This window comes from Arcticibacter tournemirensis (genome assembly GCF_006716645.1).
Lineage (GTDB): Bacteria > Bacteroidota > Bacteroidia > Sphingobacteriales > Sphingobacteriaceae > Arcticibacter > Arcticibacter tournemirensis.
In genome coordinates, this window is the sequence record NZ_VFPL01000001.1 from 282,170 (window position 1) to 301,202 (window position 19,033).

At 44.7% G+C, this 19,033-nt stretch carries 15 protein-coding genes; all 15 read right to left on the reverse strand.

From position 1 onward, the window contains the following. Positions 1-181: 181 nt before the first annotated feature. Positions 182-1,321 (reverse strand): DUF4249 domain-containing protein, encoded by a 1,140-nt coding sequence (locus BDE36_RS01250; protein ID WP_141813437.1) that lies wholly within the window; start codon positions 1,319-1,321, stop codon positions 182-184. 1 nt (position 1,322) lies between these two features. Next, entirely contained in the window at positions 1,323-1,946 is a 624-nt protein-coding gene (locus BDE36_RS23935; RefSeq protein ID WP_202618204.1) for a TonB-dependent receptor, read from the reverse strand. Further along, the gene (locus tag BDE36_RS01255; RefSeq protein ID WP_202618203.1) at positions 1,930-4,068 is read right to left on the reverse strand and encodes a TonB-dependent receptor; all 2,139 of its coding nucleotides are present in this window, start codon (positions 4,066-4,068) and stop codon (positions 1,930-1,932) included. Before BDE36_RS01255 ends, BDE36_RS23935 begins: the two co-directional genes overlap by 17 nt. Before the next feature lie 52 nt (positions 4,069-4,120). Further along, the gene (locus tag BDE36_RS01260) at positions 4,121-4,858 is read right to left on the reverse strand and encodes a hypothetical protein (protein ID WP_141813438.1); all 738 of its coding nucleotides are present in this window, start codon (positions 4,856-4,858) and stop codon (positions 4,121-4,123) included. Between the two features lie 5 nt (positions 4,859-4,863). Continuing rightward, positions 4,864-5,697, reverse strand: a complete 834-nt coding sequence (locus tag BDE36_RS01265; RefSeq protein ID WP_141813439.1) for a hypothetical protein — start codon at positions 5,695-5,697, stop codon at positions 4,864-4,866. Between the two features lie 88 nt (positions 5,698-5,785). Then, entirely contained in the window at positions 5,786-6,799 is a 1,014-nt protein-coding gene (locus BDE36_RS01270) for a toxin-antitoxin system YwqK family antitoxin (protein ID WP_141813440.1), read from the reverse strand. Between the two features lie 135 nt (positions 6,800-6,934). Then, a complete protein-coding gene (locus BDE36_RS01275) occupies positions 6,935-7,342 on the reverse strand; it encodes a hypothetical protein (RefSeq protein WP_141813441.1) in 408 nt (135 codons plus the stop codon). A gap of 5 nt (positions 7,343-7,347) precedes the next feature. After that, positions 7,348-7,749: a hypothetical protein gene (locus BDE36_RS01280; RefSeq protein WP_141813442.1), complete on the reverse strand. Its 402-nt coding sequence runs from the start codon at positions 7,747-7,749 to the stop codon at positions 7,348-7,350. A 45-nt stretch (positions 7,750-7,794) separates the two neighbouring features. Further along, entirely contained in the window at positions 7,795-8,331 is a 537-nt protein-coding gene (locus BDE36_RS01285) for a hypothetical protein (protein WP_141813443.1), read from the reverse strand. 42 nt (positions 8,332-8,373) lie between these two features. Further along, positions 8,374-8,832, reverse strand: coding sequence for a hypothetical protein (locus BDE36_RS01290; protein ID WP_141813444.1), 459 nt, complete (start codon positions 8,830-8,832; stop codon positions 8,374-8,376). After that, a complete protein-coding gene (locus BDE36_RS01295; RefSeq protein WP_141813445.1) occupies positions 8,829-9,776 on the reverse strand; it encodes a TolB family protein in 948 nt (315 codons plus the stop codon). The genes BDE36_RS01290 and BDE36_RS01295 overlap by 4 nt, the downstream gene beginning before the upstream one ends. An 18-nt stretch (positions 9,777-9,794) precedes the next feature. Next, positions 9,795-13,406 (reverse strand): DUF6443 domain-containing protein, encoded by a 3,612-nt coding sequence (locus BDE36_RS01300; protein WP_141813446.1) that lies wholly within the window; start codon positions 13,404-13,406, stop codon positions 9,795-9,797. Between the two features lie 27 nt (positions 13,407-13,433). After that, positions 13,434-15,656 (reverse strand): PKD domain-containing protein, encoded by a 2,223-nt coding sequence (locus BDE36_RS01305; protein ID WP_161987511.1) that lies wholly within the window; start codon positions 15,654-15,656, stop codon positions 13,434-13,436. Next, positions 15,553-17,322 carry a hypothetical protein gene (locus tag BDE36_RS23515; protein WP_161987512.1) on the reverse strand — a complete coding sequence of 590 codons (1,770 nt, stop codon included), beginning with the start codon at positions 17,320-17,322 and terminating at the stop codon, positions 15,553-15,555. Before BDE36_RS23515 ends, BDE36_RS01305 begins: the two co-directional genes overlap by 104 nt. Positions 17,323-17,567: 245 nt before the next feature. Next, positions 17,568-19,031 (reverse strand): SusD/RagB family nutrient-binding outer membrane lipoprotein, encoded by a 1,464-nt coding sequence (locus tag BDE36_RS01310; protein WP_141813448.1) that lies wholly within the window; start codon positions 19,029-19,031, stop codon positions 17,568-17,570. Between the last annotated feature and the right edge of the window lie 2 nt (positions 19,032-19,033).

Genomic DNA, 19,033 nt, shown 5'->3' on the forward strand with positions numbered 1-19,033 from the left:
GTATGCACATAAACCTTTTCCCGTAAAATCCTTGTATTTTCCTTGTTTATAACAGCCTCAACCGACAGCAAATCCTGTGATTGAGACCTCACAAGAACCGGCAAAAAAGCATTCAAACAGAATAACAATGCTGCCCTTTTATACGGTTTTAAATCTCTTATTTTATTGAACATCTTAAAATTTATGGCCAGAATGATGGTTTTTTATTTGTGCCGCTCAATGTGCAATCAATGCATGTAACGGAAGCCCCCGTATATCGGGTTTGGCCGTCCCTAAAATATTTACCTACAGGATCAACCTGGCCCCCATGAAAAGCAGCTTTCAAACTATCCGGGTTATCCAGCACATCAACGGTAAAGCAATCAGGCCTATAACGCCATGGCTGAACCTGGGCATTGGATATGAAGATCCTTCTCTCACGTGGAACACAAGCTCCTACATATCCAATTACCACTTCATCTTTATCAGAAACGCAATGGATATTCCCCGGTATTTCGGAAGGTTGAGGATCGAATATACTCCCAAGTTCTTCCGTATTCTTCTTTATTTTCTGCCAGTACTGATATTCTTCTTGGGTCATCACATACTGTTTTACCAAAACACTGTATAAAACGCTCAAATACCATGAATTCATCGGGATATTTAAAAGTTGATAGTGATCAACCTGATCTTTACTCAGGTTTACAGTCGATTTGATAATTACAGTAGAAGAACTTTGACTCTTCCAGCACTGAAAAATATCATTGCTGTTGATCCGGTCAATAATAAAAGGCTCCTCATAATCATAATTAGAAATATACGGAGAATGGAACTCCCAGGTCTGTTCATACAGCCATCGGTAGTAGCGCCCACGATTTTCATCATCATGAGCATTGACGCTTATTGAAACACCATCTGCATTTTTTGCCCAGGTAACGCTATCAATTTCCGGCGTATTCTTTAATGCAACAAAATCAGAAAGATACTCTTTCCCATTAGACGTTTTGATCCTCAGCCTGTATTTCTTATCCACCTGTAAATTAGTCAGGGTGGCCGAATAAACGCCGTTTTCCTCTTCAGCTAAACCAAACTTACTGTTATCTTCGTCCTCTACTGTCAAAATGGCTTTGGCCTCTCCCTTAACTTTAGTATCCTTCAGATCTGCTGTTCTCGAAAGTTTGATGACGGTTTTATTATCTCCATTAAAGATCGTTCCTTCAACCACCAGATAATATGCCCCTGACTTATCCACATCCGGATAATATGGCTCTTTACAGGATGTCATACAGATCAATACGATGACCGGTAATATAACCGCTTTTATTAATTCCTTTCTTCGCATCTTAAAATCTGATATTATAGTTAATATAAGGTACAGGACTACTAAAAATAGATAACTTGTATCCGTTTATGATTCCCCCCTCGGTAGTAAAATAAGTAGAATAAGCATTCTTCCGCGCAGTAAGATTATACACACCTATCGTCCATGAATTATGAGTGGCCTGATGAACTTTATGATTTCCCTCTACATTTACTCCTATATCCATTCTAAAATAATCGGGTATCCGGTATTCATTCCTGTCAGAATATAGTACCCGCTGCGCCCCTCCATACCAGTATTTACCTATAGGCAAAGTAATGGGTCTGCCTGTACTGTATGTTGTATTTAAGGATAAGCTGTACCGGTGAGAAAACCGATAATTACCGATCAATGTAACATCATGAGGTTTATCATAGTTACCCGGATAATAAGCCCCTCCGTTCACCAGCTCCCCAGCCGTAAGATCATCTGTTTTCAACAATGTACGCGAAAACGTATAGCTAAGCCAGCCATTAATCTTCCCGGCATTCTTTCTGACCATAAACTCCGCTCCATATGCCTTCCCTTTCGTACTAATTACATCCGTTTCTATATGCGGGTTCAAAATAAGACTAGCCCCGCTTTTGTAATCAAGGTAGTCCTGCATCCGTTTTATAATATACCTCTACAGACGTCTCTATCGTGTTTGATTTAAAATTCTTATATATGCCGAGGGCAAACTGGTCTCCGTACTGAGGCTTAATATTATAGTCACTCAATTTCCATATATCAGTCGGAGCAATGGCAGTTGTATTGGAAAGCATGTGAATATATTGCCTCATGGTATTATAACCCGCTTTAACAGAAAGTTCATTTTCAAATATGTACCTGGCCGAGATCCGGTATTCGGGACCATGATAGGTCTTAATAGCCTTATTACGCCCATACGTTACAGATTCAAGGGTATTAGCTTCTTCCAGGGGCAAACCGGGAGAATACTTATTCACTGTTTTAGGGCCCAGGCTCTGATAAATGGAGTATCGTATCCCCGCATTAATAGACAAACCCGAAGTAATGTCAAATTTATCATTCACATACAGTGCATTCTCCAGGCCTCTTTCATCTTCTATATCCTGTCTGATAATTAAAGACTCACCGCCCCGGGGATCAAACGTACCGGGATTCAGTTTGTAATAGATCCCAGATACTCCGGCATTAATGGTATGCTTCTGGCTGGGGTACCAGTTAAAGTCAGTTTTAAAAGATGCCTGATTGATATTAAACTCCATAGTATAGGATTCTGCCCTCGAAATGTCACTAAAGTTATTATAGCCATAGTTGTCATATCCCGCCGTAAAAACACTGAACAACTTGTTTCCGAACACATGTTTCCATTTAACAGACAAACTTTGGTTGTTGTAACTATACGTCGTATCACTGTTCAGATTTGATTTATCTTTGCTGTAGTAGCCGGTAACATACAAACTATTCCCTTCATTGAATTGATGGCTTAGATGTACATCAAGATCCGAAAAAGAAGCCTTACTTCCCTTATATTCTGCTTTTCCGGGAAGAGCTTTCAGTAGCCAGTTGGAATACGTGGTTCTGCCTCCGATCATGAAAGAAGTCTTATCTTTCACTAAAGGCCCTTCTACATTAAATCTGCTTGTCAAAAGACCTATACCTGCCGATCCCGTAAATTTCTTTTTATTGCCATCCCTTGTGTTCACTTCAAGAACAGAAGAAAGCCTTCCCCCATAATAGGCAGGAATACTGCTTTTATAAAGTTCCACATCCTTTACACTTTCGGGATTAAAAGCAGAAAAGAACCCGAAGAAATGAGAAGGGTTGTAGATTGTAGCTCCGTTATAAAGAATCAAATTCTGATCCGTCGCGCCTCCTCTCACATTAAATCCGGTACTTGCTTCTCCCACAGATTTAACTCCCGGTAAAGTTAATACCACACGAAGCACGTCAGCCTCTCCAAAAACTGTTGGTACCTGTTTAATATTCTGCAATGTCAGTTTTTCAACTCCTAACTGCACATTTTTAATATTCCGGACTTTTTCAGATGATATTACCACTTCCTTTAAAGTTTGTACCTGATCCAGGGCCTCAATATTCAACCGCCCATTGCCGTATAAATCGATCTGACGACGCGTATTCCTTATCCCAATCCCGCTTATTGCGAGCATGTAATGGCCTTTGGGCAACTGCAGTGAATAATATCCATACTGATCAGTCACAGTGCCAGATTTGGAAGGCTCCGCTTTAACGGAGACCCCCGTTAGTGGTTCGCCCGTTCTTGCGTGTCTGACATATCCGGACAGGCTCGCTTCTCCACTTTCAAAAGTTGAGGTCTTTATCCCTATTTCATATATTTTATTCTCCAGCGTAGCCTTCACAGCAGGTCGTTCTTCATTCGAAGCCTCACTGTTGGGAATAACCTCTTTCCGGAATACAGCCCCCGGCCGGCTGCTAATTGAAAGAAGAACAGGGGAAAGGGCGGCATCCATCCGTCTTTTATAGGTGATAAAAACATTTTTCTCTTCCTGATCGACAAGAAAGTAATAAAAAGTATTTCTAAACGCCTTCGCTAAAAGGCTATCCAGGGATACCTGCGACACTTCAATGTTTACCGATAATGAATCCCGATGTTCCGGGTCATAATAAAAAGTATAACCACCTTTATTTTCCAGTTCTTTGACGAACTGACCCAGCGTCAGATGATTAAATGTACCTGTGATATTTTCCTTTGTTTCCTGTGCGTAGATTAACTCGCAAATCATTATTGCAGATAAACAGATGAGATATCTCAACTTAATTTTATACATACCTATTCTACCTGCTAATGTTATCTCTGTATGATACGATTTCAGTCAGCACCCTTTCCTTGTCCTTCTTATACTTGAACTTGTTCTTTTTCAAATATTCTTTAATCTCACCATTATCTCCCACAATCTTCAAAGCTGTTTTAGCACTATTAACGGAATAAGCAGTACGGTCCCTGATAATATAAAATTTAACATGAGATTCAATTGTTGTTGCCATTTTATTACCCGAAATCACATTCCGGCTAAGAGCATAACGGCGCGCTAACAACCGAAGTGATCCGCTATAACATATCTCGAAGATCCCTTCTTCCAAATTAACCAGGCCAGCGTTATTGCCTACTTTTACAAAATGATGCCCTGAAAAGCTAAAAGAACTTAACCTGTCATCGAGTAGGCGAATACGAAAAGGCGTATTAAAATACTCAATCACAACAGCTTGTTTAAGCATATCGTACAATAAAGGTACATTATGATAAGTTACCCCATCATAGATAACAGACCCTTTACTAAGTTTATCAGTAAGGTAATAAGGACTACCTACAAGTCCTGCCGGATATCCAGGATCTTCCACTCCGTTAAACAACCACAACTGGCTTTTCAAACTCTTTCTAAACACAGACAGCGTATTCTCTACCGCCGCAGAATCGTTGTCATTCACAACTTGCCCATAAGAGAGCTCTTTCAAAGAGATTAATACAAACGGGATTAAGAGACAAACCAGTCCCAGGTTATTCTTAGTATACACCTTTATTATTTGCTATTGGTATCAGACGCGCCATTCTCATCACTCACTAAAGCAGCTCCGCTAACTATTGCCGCTGCACCAACAACATAGGTAGTTTTGCCAAAGAATGTCGGCTTCTTTATATAGAAAATATTAGGTGCCTTATTTTTATACTCTGCAATAAAATTGGGGTTAGAGTAAGTTTTGATTGACTTAGAAATGTAAAATTCGTCCTGAAATACAAATGGAATTGCCTCCTTATTATTAGAAGTAGTAAATAAGGTTATATAGCTCTTAAATGCTAAAGGCGACTGGTCTTTAGCGAAGTTAGCAGCTTTTACTTCTACCGGGCCCGTTTCAGGATAAAAGTATTCCTTCTCTGCATAGGTGTATTTGGGAATAGCTTCAAATTGAGAAATATTTCCTAATACTATTACTTTTTCGATGTCTGAATGAGGGGGAATAAAACTGACACTGTTAGGTAAGGAGGCAGAAGCATTTAAATCCCCGAAATGCGAAGTCCAAAACTTGTCCCAGTTATAGCTATCACCGTTAATTGTACCAGTAATAACAACCTTATTATCAAGATAGCTTACTGCACGGTCCCTGATAATCATCGCCGATCTAGACCAATCAACATATAACGGGGAATTTGTCCTATTCTTTACTATTATATGAAGAGGGGCACCTTCGCCAAAAAAGTTATAGGTAACCAATACCGAATCGTTTTCATGTTTGAACACTCCATTTCCATCAAACGATGTACTTGCGCTGCTTACTGTATTAACATAATACTTGGCACAAGAAGACAAAAAAACCGGAAACAATAATAAGATAAGGAATTGATAAGCGCTTTTCATTTTCGTGTTGTTTGAATGCAATGTATTGAATATTCTGCAATTCTTATATTGTTAACAGACATTTTACAAAATTGACATTTACGGCTGATCAGAAGCCAGATATCATTGGTTTGAAAAGCTTCTCGGAGACCCGTTTTGCCTGCTCACTATCTCCCCATTCAATAGTCTTTTCGGGGATCGAAATAGTTACCGGAATACTGATTTCAACCAGTTGATCTTTGATTTTCGCCGGTTTCCACGACGGTGCATTCTCTACAGCAAATATGGCGTCAAGTATAATTTCGTCTGCAAAATAAGATTGGGATAAGAAGTTAGAAACAATTAGCTTTCCATTTTTATTAAGTGTGCAGGATAGCGTTAATCTGCCTCTGGCGTCTCCGAAATTACTATTATCTACCGCTTCTGACAAATAACTATTAAAATTGTAGCCCGGCACGCCTCCTGTATATTTATATTGTTCACTTGCCTTAAGCTTTGATGGACGATGGAGGGACTTACGCAGAATATTGTTCTTGTAGGTATCTTCCACAAGTATATCACCAGATGCAGCAAACGTCAACCACTTCCCCTCCTTAGAGCCGTTCTCATAGTTTCCCTCTATCAGTATTTTTTGAGTAGTGTAGTTATAGCTTCTAAATCTGCCATTCAACTGATCACCTTTGTAGGTATATATATACTCAATGCGTCCGTCTGAAAAAAAATGCGTCCACTCACCCTCCTTTTGTCCGTTTACATAGGCCCCCGAATCTGCTATGTAGTATCTTAGGGGAATTATCTCTGTCTCAATGCGTTTGCTTAATGGGCTATATTTTCTTTGTGATGAAATCCGAAACAGATTATACACCACAAATTTCCCATGCGGCACTTTAAGTTGCTCGTCTTTGAAGCTGCCGATAACCCGCAAAGTATCAGAGAGTGTATATTGTTGCATTTTCCAGGTTGAATCCGTTTTATCGTATTCAACCAGAATATAGAACTCCGCTTTTGTTGAATCACTCACAATTTCATTGCCAGGGCCCAGGTAATACCGGCGGGTTTGAGCTCTGTTGTTGATCGAAAGGAGTAGCAGAAAAGGAACGATAAGATATTTTTGCAGCATCATACTTCAAATTTAATAAAACGCGTTATATTATTTGTAATGTTCTAAATTTAGCTCACACTATTTCGTAAAATATTTCAGATAAATCTGTATACCGTTATTGATAGGGGTGTACCCGCCGAGTTAGCATCTCAAATATCAGCCAAAGAAGCTTTTCCCACCTATCATATTATGACGAATCAGACCATAAAAAACTGGGATTGTTAATAGGATGATGAGACTCCAAACGATCAATCTTCCTCGCTTTCTTTTTCTTGATGGATCTTCATCCTTCCATGTTCTTCTCAATTCCGGATACAAGGATTTTTTCTCATATCGATACCAATTCATCACTCCTAATACAACAATGAGCGGCAATGCCCACACTTTACTAAAGCCAGAAGGAATGGTGTATTCATAAAAAATTCTGACAAGTATAAATATATCGAGAATAAAAAAGAATTGTAAAAGCGAAACAATCAGCGAACCAGCTGTCTCTGGCGACAAATCTTTTTTTCTTTTGTAATAGAATGTTATTCTATAAAAAATGTAATCAAAAAAGCTCATATGAATTACCAAAATTTAATTGAAGCGTTAGGGTCCGTAAATTTTCCCTGGAGGTGCTGTCCCAAACTTTGTCCACTGTAAGCCTCTACACCCCAGTTAACAAGAAAGTAAGCGGCAGAAATTGGGGCGCCCCAACCTGTAAAAGCGAGTCCACCCATAGCAGCATCCAATGTGTTACTTAAATTTACTCCATTATATGCCATATCAACTGCCGTCATGGCAAGACCTGCATAGCCCAGACGACGACCAGTCTTTGATAGTCCTCTAAGTGAATGATTTATTGATCGTGAAAAATCGCCTGCAATTTGCCTGTTTAATCTGGCTTGCATTAAGTACTCTGCCTCAACAGCCTTTCTAACGTCTACCCCTACGCCAGCAGTTCCAAGTCCTTTACCTGCATAGTCCAATGCATCCTTAAACCAACTATTCCCTCCCGAGTTAGCATCAACAGGCTAGCAGCCACAAGTCCCAACAAAAGTCTTTTTTAGCTCTTCTTTGCCTTTTTTTATCGTAAGGACACCTTCAATGTTAGAAGTTTCGTCACCACCTGTAGATTTTTTTGTTATTTCAATCTTTAAATCATATCGCTCATTAGAATAGGAATAGAAATTACTTCCTTCATCGTGCTCCTTAAGTTCGAATTTTTCAAGCCTATTATTTACGAAAACAAATGCTGTACTCGCGAAATCGTTGACAAAAATATACTTATCCTCCTTTTCATCTTTTTTAGACAAATAGAAATAGCAGCCGCAACCATCCAACTCCTGCGGTAATTCTGTAAACGGTTTAAGATCAATGGCATTTACCTCCTCTTCTTGGTTATTTGCCTTGAGGTCATTTGGATTTATTGTGTCTATTTTTGTTAACGTTTTATTTGCTGGTGCAGCCACAGATTCGTTGACGCTATCATTTACTGCATTCTCTCTGGAATTTTTAGAAGAGCAAGAGGACAAAGCGAGCAATCCTACAATTAAGAATGTTTTGTTCATATAGTTTTTCTTTCCTTATTTTTTACGATACTACTGAATTGTTTACCATGGCACAGATACGTGAATATGATTATAATGGCCTCCAGGTATTTCTCTTGCCCATGGAGCTAAGATTGGAGAGCCGTTGCTCATCTTTTGAATAATTAATGGCCCATAATTTTCTCTCCATCTTGGAGTTTCTTGGATGATAGTTTGCATCGTACCGACAAATGGGGCACTCGTAGACACATGAACCCCATTGATATAATTGATATCAAATGCTCTGGCTCCATTCGCTTTCGAATGAGCTGACCGTTTTGAGTTTGAAGGATGATTTGTGGTGCTGGAGATTCTTACTGAAGTTATCCCTTGTCCCGAGGCTTTTTCCATAACGGTCGAAAAATAGGCCGACAATTTTGAAGACACAGGGTTGTCAGCACCAGGATCAAAGCTAACATCTACAAATGAACTTCTTAAATAGGTTCCCTCCGAGTTAGCATACTTGTAAACTGCAAATATCACTTAATGTCCAATGGAATTTCATTGAGTCCTGTCCCATCCAGGTTGATGGAAAATACCCGGTTTTTTTTTCCGGAAACGATAAAATAAAGTCGTTTGTCTCCCTTATTAAAACTCAAACTTCTAAATTCCCCGGAGGGACTTCGTCCGATTTCTTTTTCTTCGCCTGTCTTTAGGTCTATTAAAAGAAGTTCATAATATGAGGAACAAGCAATTAAAGTAGAATCTATCACAACGGGGTTAGAATAACTTAACATATCTCTGTCTCCTTTATTTCGGGGAATAATTCGTCTGATTGAATCGCCTGATTTCGAAAATATAAAGAGCCCTTCCTCTGTATCAATAGAGTTAAATATAATCTCATTATTTGAGAAATTTGTAATATAATACAACCCATATGAAGCAAGGTTCGTTATTTTATCAACTACCCCATTGGCCATAGATAATGAATAAATATCATAGCTATGAGCTGCACGTCTCCCAATAGGGGAATAGCTTTTATAATCATTCGCCTGACAAAAGAAAACGCTATCTTCAGACAAAGAGAACATTGCTTCTGTACGTATAGTCTTGTTATCTGTAAGTTGCTTCATTCCGCTTCCATCCTTATTTATCATCCATACCGAACTATTTACAGCACCTTCTTCAAATCCGACAAAAACTATCTTATTACCACTTGTGGAGACTTTGGGATTTAAAAACGAAATGCCAGCTTCTGATTCTGCCAGAATCTCGGGTTCAGACCCGTCGATGTTTGCTTGATATACAGACGCTTGTCCATTATTCACCCACGAAAAAACAATATTAGCTCCATCGGCTGATAAGGTCATACTATGCAAACCTTCGTCTCGTTTTATATCAGGTTGATCATTGCAAGATTGTAGAATTAAAGTCAGAAAAAAGATGATTAATGTCAATACTTTCTTCTCGTCCTTGTCTCGTATCATATAATAGCTATTTATCATTTACCATCCACCAAGTAGATTATTATACCAGTTGTTTATTCTCTGCTGAGCAGTAGAAAGTGGCGTTTTAAAAAAGGATATTGTTCCGAAAGCACCGATAATAGCATTAGCTTCACTATATGTGTACTGGCTTATAGGCAATTGGGTAACAGGGTCTATATGTCCCCCTTCTTTGTATAGCCTTGAGACCCTTAATGCTTCCGTGTATAATATTTTATCGGCCATTGCTACTGCCGGAGAATGATTAAAAAGTGCACCTGATATACCAGATGCTTTTGCATGAAAATATGCGCGATCATGATAGAAAGCTGCCCGATCTATCATATCTTTTGGCCTCAGTCCAAGGGAGCCAGGATCTACATCTGGTCCTGGGCCAATGAAATTCGATCCAAAATATCCTGCCCCATCATACACCGGTCCCGCCGAGTTAGCAGCAATCGGATCCTCCGGTATCAAGCCATACTGGACCAGTTCCACACCTCCTCTGATCGCTGTTCCTGTTGCAACGTCCGTCTTTGCCGTATTGGAAAACAGGAAATAGCTGCCATCCTTTTCTCTGAATGTCATACTTCCACTTTTCACTTCATTCATGTTACTGGCGAACTCTTTTGCTGCTGTATATTCGTCATTCGCCCCGTTCTTCCCCCAGGCCTGGAAGCCGTCCATATAGGACTTCATAGCGTCCCACACGTCTCCTTCGTTCCTGAACAACGTCGTTTGCATTCCCCCGCCTTCCGTGAACGTGATGGTCCCTCCATAGCGGCCCCATCCTCCTTCCAGGGTCTCATCTAACGGGGCTTGTTTATCTCCCAGCGGGTCATTATACATCACCGGGTTATTACCTCCGTACTGATAAGGGCTCTGGTAGGCATAGTAATCCGCCAGAGGGTCCATCCCCATGAAGCGCCCTACTGCCGCATCGTACATCCGGTAGAACGTCTGGTAGTAGTCCGGCAAGTCCCCGTAGTCGTTCTGCCATTCCGAGCCGCCATTATACAGGTTTTTATTTGGCTGGGTAGGTAAGGTACCTCCGGGCATCACCAGCCCGTAAGGGTAGTAACTGTTCTCCTGCCGCACCGCCGCCTGACCGTTCTGCTCCTCAAAGCTCACCCGTACGTTCCCCTGGTAGTCCCTGATCATGTATTCTGCCTTCAGGCTGCTGCCTGTATTGCGTACCCGCCCTTCGGCCATCGCGAAGTAACTGAGGGTGCCGTTCTCGTACACAAAGCTTTCTATATAGTCGGTGGTCTTCTGCAGCGTGTTGCCATCGTACTGCTGCTTTTTGATCAGCGTCCCGCTGCCGTCATAGGTATAGCGGATATATCTTCCCGTTGCCGTGGTGATGGTGATCTTCTCTGTCCGCCCCAGCTCGTTATAGGTCTGGCTGAGCCCTTTCTTAGGGTCTCCGGTCAAATTGCCCGCGGCATCATAGCTATAGACGGATGCCGAGCCCGTCAGGTTCCGGTAACCCAATGCCGAGCTGCCCCCGTCGCTGAGGTTTTCCAGACGGTTCCCGCTATAGCTGTATGCCAGGTTATCTATCATCGTAACTGATCCTGCGATATACGCATTCCGCTGCAAGGTAAGGATATTCCCGTTCTGGTCATAGCGGATGTTCTTCTCGTCATAGGCCCCGTTGGCCGTCCAGCTGCCCCCCGGTACGCGTTCCTGGTACAGGGCCTCTTTCAACCGGTACAGCTTGTCGTACGCAAAACGGTAGCTCCGTTCTTTGGGGGTACCCCCTGAGGGGTCTCTGGACTTCCATTTGACCGCTGTAATCATTCCGGTATAGGATACGCTGTTGCCCAGTCCCGCATCCGCCTGCTCATAGAGCATTTCCATGCCGAACACATCATTGGTCTCGTCATTCCTCTCATCGGCCGTCAGGCTGCTGTTGTTGATGCTAATCAGGCTTCCCCGGATGTTGTAGCGGTAGTCTACAGACTGCAGGTACGTGCTTCCCCCGTTGGTGGAGTGTAGCTTCTTGTCGGTCAGCTGGCCCAGCTCATTGTACTCGTAGCTGGCCACCCGGATGGCAGCTGCCCCATTATAGCTGTCGTCGATGGACTTCAGCCTGCCTGCAGGGTCATAGCTGAGGGTGCTCAGGATGGTGGTACTCCCGGTGGCGTGGGATTTTATGGTCTTCGCCTTCAGGACATTCCCGGTGAAGTCATGTACTGTTGTTTTGGTGTCTGACATGGATGCCTGAAGCTGGTTATTGCTGAGCTCCTGGATGGCATTCCCCCGCTTGTCGTAAAAGGTCACGCTGGTCAGCCAGGTCTCCGTGCCCATGATCCGCTTCCTGAATGCCGTGAGCTGGCCGCGTACCCGGTAAAGAGGGGCGGCTTCGCCCGCCAGCGACTGCGCCTGGTAGCTGTAATCGGCCGTGCCGTCATTGTTCAGATCGTAGTTATCGTAGTAATAATAGAGAAGGGGCTGGGTGCCGCTCGTGGGGAACTGCTGGTTGCTGTACCCGAACGCCGTGCCGCCCTGCCGCTCTTCGCAGTAGGCCGTGCTGAAATCCTGGGTGTTGACGTAGGACTGCATCGCAGCGGGGGTAGTCCGGGTGGCATCGGTATAGATGCCTTCGCTGATGATACGCTGCCGGCTGTCGTACTTGCTGTAGCGCCATTTGTTCTGGGCCCGGAGGTTCCCGTCCTGTACCAGCAACGGGCGGTCCAGCGGGTCATAAATGATATACACCGGGGCGCCGCCGGGGGCCTTCTTTTCGCTCAGGCGGCCCTGCCCGTCGTAGGTATAGCTGTACACCAGGTCGGAAAGCAAAGCGGCCGTGAGCTGCCAGCTTCCGCTGCCCTTCATCTGCGATACGGCTTTGGGGGGCAGGGTGTAGCGCACATTCCCTGCTGCATTATAAATATAATAGATATCGTAGAAGGTTTCTGTTACGCCGTTTACCGTTTCGTCTGCCTGACGGCGGCGAAGGACTTCCTGACCTTCTTTGTTCTTGAACTGCAAGGTTATGTTTCCGCTTTCGTCAGTACTTTCGGTGACTGACAGCTGCCCGGCACTGTACACCGAAGGGCTGCTGCCGTCTTCTTTCCAGATACGCACCCCCTCGGCAAGGGTATTGGTCCGGTAGGTCACCGAACGGGCATGCTGACCCGGCTGGTACCCTTCCCCGGGACTGCCTTCTGTCAGCAGCCTAGTCAGGGGGCTGTTTTCGTATTGAATACGGGTGTACGGCTTGTTATCGTCGGCAACTTTGTCGCTGCTGCCGTTGGCGTAGTAGGAGGACTGTGCGTTCAGGGCACCAGCCTGATAGGAGCCATCGCTGCTGGTGGAAACATAGGGCAGGTAGGTTACCGGCTGCAGCCCGTACTGGTCAAAGGCTACCGGCTGCACGATATCTTTCTGCAAGGGGCTCCCTTTCTGTGTTACGGTCTGGATCCGCCGGGACTGCCCGTCGGCATATTCGAGGATGACGGTCTTCTGCTCTGCTGTCAGACTGTATATCTGACCTCCTGTTTTCACATTTTCTACCCGGATGATCTCGGTTTGTTTGCAGGAGGGTTTGGTGATGGTCTGTGCCCCGGCTTTGCCGGTGAACAGCAGGAGCAGGCTGGCTGTATAGAGGGTTATGAGACGGTTCATTTCTGTGTGGTTATCGGTTCATATTGTTTAGTTACAATCCGGACTACTGTACCAGCCAACGAACTGCATGATGTTGGAAATACCGCTCCGCCCGCAATTGGAGCTTACTTTGCATCTGATCCAGTACGAGGGATAGCTTTGTGCCGTATTGACCGAGGCCGAATAAGTAGTTCCCGTTCCTGCAGCGGTCCAGCTTAACATATCGGTAGAGGTTTCCCACTGGTAGGTATACGTGGTCCCGGCAGGGCAGCCGGAAACGGAGCTCATATTGAAATACGTATGACGGTTGTCACTGGGAAAACCCGGACAGGTCAGGATCAGAGGCGGCTCCACATGACAGTTGTCTACATTGATCACTCCCGAACCGCAGATCGTAACGGTCAATGGCTTTACTTTGATGTTAACTGAGTCCGAAATGCTTTTGCTTCCGTACAGGGGATGGGTGGCCGTGAGCGTGACATTGTAGGTGCCCGCTGCGACGAAGGTATGGGATGGGTTCGCTCCGGTAACGATAGCGGTGCCGTCCCCAAAATTCCACGTATAGGTTATCCCCTCAAGACAAGGGTTAACGGAGGTATATACGGAAAACGGAATACTAACCCCGTCTACCGCATTGACCGACGGATAGCTGAATAATGGTGTTTGCAGCGTAATGCTGGTATTATAGGCCGTATAACTTTCTTTTCGGACGATATTCCTGTCCTGGTCCCTCACGAACCGCAGCCTGCCGGCCTGGTCGTATTCATAATAGGTGGCAATGCCGTTGGTTGTGGTTTGAGACAGCTTATCGTCCGACAAGTTATAGGTATAAGTCATCACCTCAGCATTTTCGGGATAGAACAGGGCATCATCCAGCAAAACAGTGGTACCCGGCTGGGCTTTTATACTGAACTCTGCAGCCATTTCTGTCACCGGGACAGGGAGTTCGTAATAAGCCCATTCTGCCGATGCGGAATATACCAGGGGATAGGTACGGGTTACAGAGGCGCTTGTCAGCGTAAGGGTAAGCGTGCCTGCTGCTGATGGCTTCAGCCAGCAGGAAAAAAGATAGCTCTTTCCGTTTCCTTTCTTCAGCGACTTTTGGATATAGCCGGAAGGACTTAAGCTGACGGCACTGCTACCTGTCCGGCTGTCTGTCACAGGATTGCAGCCGGTACAACCGAAACTGGTGGTTTCGTCTTCTCCCAGGGAGCTCTCAAAACCCGAATACACCACTTCGTTCTGCCTGGCATTGCTGATCACAGCAACAGGCATCCGCGAGCGGTTCACGAAGTGCCACGAGCGGATGCTCCGGCTGCGGTCGCTGACCGTCGAGGCGGACCCGTTCCGGTTGTAGGACTCAAATGTTAAGGCCGGACGGTAGGCGCTGTTGTACTGGAAGCTGGTCCCCGAATTTACCTGTGAAGGACTAAAGTTGCCGACTCCTGCATTGTTGGAAAAATCGAGTACCTCGGAGGGAACATACATTGTGGTGTTCAGGTAACTGTTGGCCACACTCTGATATTTGGTCAGCTTTCCGGATATCACCTTTTCTGTTTCCCCGGGCCGGCTCACCGTCTGGTAGCTCTCCACCACGGGGTTCATGTGCTTTTCTGACATGCCGGCCAGGGCTTTGGCGGTCTCATCACCATTGGCAGAGGCCTGGTAATCGTTGCGATATTTCAAATAGGAGCTCCGGATGGTCCCGTCGCTTCCGGTCTGGGATGTTTTGGTCACATTTTTATGGGTGCTGCTCTGGTAGCTATATACGGTACTTGTTTCCGAAAAACCTGAAGGCGCGTTCTGGTCAAATGTCGTCTTTTTCTCGCTAGCCACTACATTGTCTGCCGAGGAATAGATCTGGTATTTTGAGTAGCTCGTGAAGCCGTCCAGGTTCTCTGTTTTGATTCCGCTGATTACCTGCGGCGGCCCGGTCCGCTGATAAGCGAATTCTTTTTTGATAATAACGTTATTGTTCTCATCATAAACGGTAGCCGACGTCAGAAGGCCCCGTTCGAAGTCGTAATTGGGATTGGGTGCATAAGGGTACGTATTTTTTGCATTGACCACACTTCCTGCAACTGCGCAATTAGCACTCCCAGCGTATTGCATCGAGGGGGACCAGTCGCCTGAGGACTGGTCCCAGAATGTTCCGGGGCTTGTAAATTCATATACCGTCTTTCCATGGCCGGTTTGCCGGGCGGTGACGTAGCTGTAAACAACCTCGGTCAGTTCTGCCCGACAGGTCGTTTTCGGAGCGGATCGTGGCATTTTCCCAGTAGGCCTGCGTCCCCGGAGTTCCGTTGTAGGGCCGGGTGAAGGCAAAGGAGGGCAGGTGGAGGGTTTTTCCGCTGCTTGTTGATGAACCGGGAAGCGTATATATGAACTCCCTGACCATATCTTTGGATGGGTCCATCCCGTCCGACTCAGTGATCTTTTTGATCCGGATGCCGCCGCCGTTGTATTCAGCCTGTGCATTGGCATCATAATACCTGTTCGGTTCGTATTCGAGCAGAGTGCTTCCTCCCATCGGGTTTTCTATCTTCGTGAGGGTACCGCACATCACCACCGAGGGATTCACCGCCCTGTTGGCCCCTGGCAGGGTGAACCACGTGCCTGTATACCCCGGCACGGGCGTAAGCCGGTACCGTTCCAGGTTGGGGTACGAGGCGTTGGGCGGGTATACATATACCTGCGGGGTAAGCTGGGTATCAGAGCCCGCATTATAATAACCCCATAGATCCTGCTGCCTGGAATCGGAGGCTGGCAGGGGGCTTTCATTTGATCCATAGTTCACACTATGATAGTAGAATTCGAAAGGCGGCTGCGCGTCACATCCGGAACTTGCTATTCTGCGCAGGTAAGCCCTTTGTGTTGAATTTCCGGCGGCATCCGGAATCGTACTGTTGGTATGATACTGTATGGAAAGGGCTTGCCCGTTCTTCAGGATAATGGATGACAGAAGACCGGTAATGCTGTTAGTGGCAGCATAAGAAAAGACGACATCTGCTGTTATACCGGATATTATTTTCTTAAGGTATCTCGGCTGGCTGGTAGTGGAGACTGAGTACAGTGTCTTTTTTGTTAGTCCGCCACTTCCGTTGGGCAGCATCACTTCTGTTTTTGTTGCGCCGGGCTCACCGGGTTCAGGGTCGGTATATTCAAAGGTGACCACATTACCGGAGGCGTCCTTGATATGTTGCAGGTGCCAACGGGAATAAAATGTCTGCTGGGTACTATACTGGTGGTACTCCCTGCTGTAAAAGGCAAGCGGAAGAGTGGCCTCGGTACAGTGCCTGGTCATGAGTTCAGCATTTGCAAAATAATAGCTGACACCCTGGTCATTAATGAGTGTAAAGGTATTGATGCCGTAACCGTCCGTAGTATAACTCACCTTTAAATCTTTATAGGGAATGATCTGCGGAACGCGGTTCTTGTCAAATACCAGTTTGCAGGAAAGGCCCGGGGCAGTAACATTAAAGATGTCCGGCTCGGAGTCTGTACCTACCGGGAAATTAGAGTTAAGATGATTAATATCTGCGGCTTCATCTGAACAGGAGGACGCGTTGCCGTCATTGGCTATATTGAAGGATAAAGCGAGATTTCCGCTGTTGTTATTCAGCCATCCCCCGGATAACTTGTCATCCGGCAGGTCAGCCAGTTGTCTACGAATAGATCCGCTGGCAACTAAACTCCAGCCGAGTCCGTATGGCTTGCCTTCTCCTTCGGAAACTTTTACGCCTGCCGCAGCATACTCAAGGCTTACCGGCACCGCGATACCCCCCTTTTGAATACTCGTCAGGGGAATGCTCAGGGTCGCTCGCCCCCGGTACATATCGGCATTTACAAGGCCCTGGGCTCCGGCTTCTTTTACCAGAACAAACAATGAAAGGGCAGCACCAACAAGAAAAAAAATACGTGGTATAGGGTTATACATACAAATAAGTTATCAGAACGTCAGAATTCCGCTTTAATACCCCTATTCCTTTGCTTGCAAAAACTGATTTAGGCCCCCTTTCTATCACGATAAGGCAAAGATATTCAGAGCGTTTAATTGGTTAAATTTAAAGAAGGATTGGATTAATTCCAAGTATATTTCAACAATTTTCTTACAAATAAAAGAGGGCGTTCCACTATTCAGGAACGCCCTCTTTCTATTAAAGTGATATTTTAAATTAACGTTTATTTATCCCACCAAACCGGTTGGTAAATAGGAACAGTTCCCGGGAAGTTTGCGTTACTTGTAACTTCCGTGTTTGGATACAAGAAGCGTAGCGCTGTACGGCCCTGTCCAAGAATAGAAGCTACCGAAGGTGTAAAGAAGTCGGGGTAACCTGTCCTTCTCCATTCTGTCCAGGCTTCGAAACCCTGGAAGCCACACATAGCATAATATTTCTGGGTAATGATTGCCTTAACTTGCGCTTCTGTTCCCACCGGGAATGCTGCGTCAGGTGCAGTAGCAATATAGGTAGTAGCAGCTGCCGCTGTTAAACCTACAGACGTGAAGCTCTGATTTATTCCTTGAGTAAACAAATTATACGCATTACCAGACGCCCAACCTCTGGCAACTGCTTCCGCCTGAAGAAAATAGCTCTCTGCGGCAGAAATCAATTTAACAGGAGCAGTGGCTGACGTTGGATCAGAAGCACGAGCTCCAACTAAGGCAGAAGGAGGGGAAACAGCTTTGGTGGTATTAGAGTTGTAGCTTCCCTGAGGGATGTGGGCTATTGTATCCTGACCGCTAACTAAGTCATAAAACTTAAATCTCCGTGGATCACTGTTTCTAACAAAAGCCTTGACAGCTGTAGCGCTTGCAACCAGATTCTGAGTTCTACTAAGACCAACCATTTCATTATATAGCGGATTCTCATTACCTCCCGTCGTTGTATATTTTATCGAGGCATCGGCCGTAAGAAATGTAGCTCCGGAGTTGTAGAGGGAAGCAATACCCGCGCTAGCTTTAGATTGATTTGCTTTTGAAATCCTTAAATATGCCCTTAGTTTCAATGTATTAGCAAAAGCCTTCCACTTGCTCACATCGCCTTGGAAAATCATGTCCTGAGCTCCAGGAGAGGTAGCATTTGACACATTAAGCAATGCCACGCCTTTGTCAATATAATTGAATATGCTATCATATACTACCTCCTGGCTGTCATAGTTCGGGTTCCCATAGGCTGAAGCATTTAGAGCTTCTGTTAAAGGAATATCGCCGAAAGCGTCTGTCGCTAGTTGAAAAGCGTAAGCTTTCAAAATGTAAGCAATACCCTGATAATGCTGATTGGTAGATCCGGTTTTATTAGTAATTATTAACTCTGCATTTACTAAGGCACTACGATAAAGCGTTAACCAGGGACGGTCAAAACTCGTATTGCTAAGATTGAATTGATCGACCGACTTATACTGGGAAGATGTTGGGTTCTGTGTCCAGTATTGACCCCATATTCCCCCGTAAACTTGGAAACTATTACCAACTATCTGACTTACCGCTGCTTCTACTGTAGGCAGAAGCAAGCTTGGATCAGCAGAATCTGGATTATTCGGGTTGTCATTTACATCTAAAAAATCTTTACAGCCTGTAAACCCAACAGTACTTATAAGAATCAGAAGCAAAAGCTTCTTTATGTTAAAAATATTTTTGGTTCTCATAA

Coding starts and splice junctions, on each gene's coding strand:
- BDE36_RS01250 (WP_141813437.1), bottom strand. CDS start 1,321: ATGCGAAGAAAGGAATTAATAAAAGCGGTTATATTACCGGTCATCGTA.
- BDE36_RS23935 (WP_202618204.1), bottom strand. CDS start 1,946: ATGCAGGACTACCTTGATTACAAAAGCGGGGCTAGTCTTATTTTGAAC.
- BDE36_RS01255 (WP_202618203.1), bottom strand. CDS start 4,068: ATGATTTGCGAGTTAATCTACGCACAGGAAACAAAGGAAAATATCACA.
- BDE36_RS01265 (WP_141813439.1), bottom strand. CDS start 5,697: ATGAAAAGCGCTTATCAATTCCTTATCTTATTATTGTTTCCGGTTTTT.
- BDE36_RS01270 (WP_141813440.1), bottom strand. CDS start 6,799: ATGATGCTGCAAAAATATCTTATCGTTCCTTTTCTGCTACTCCTTTCG.
- BDE36_RS01275 (WP_141813441.1), bottom strand. CDS start 7,342: ATGAGCTTTTTTGATTACATTTTTTATAGAATAACATTCTATTACAAA.
- BDE36_RS01285 (WP_141813443.1), bottom strand. CDS start 8,331: ATGAACAAAACATTCTTAATTGTAGGATTGCTCGCTTTGTCCTCTTGC.
- BDE36_RS01295 (WP_141813445.1), bottom strand. CDS start 9,776: ATGATACGAGACAAGGACGAGAAGAAAGTATTGACATTAATCATCTTT.
- BDE36_RS01300 (WP_141813446.1), bottom strand. CDS start 13,406: ATGAACCGTCTCATAACCCTCTATACAGCCAGCCTGCTCCTGCTGTTC.
- BDE36_RS01305 (WP_161987511.1), bottom strand. CDS start 15,656: ATGCCACGATCCGCTCCGAAAACGACCTGTCGGGCAGAACTGACCGAG.
- BDE36_RS23515 (WP_161987512.1), bottom strand. CDS start 17,322: ATGTATAACCCTATACCACGTATTTTTTTTCTTGTTGGTGCTGCCCTT.
- BDE36_RS01310 (WP_141813448.1), bottom strand. CDS start 19,031: ATGAGAACCAAAAATATTTTTAACATAAAGAAGCTTTTGCTTCTGATT.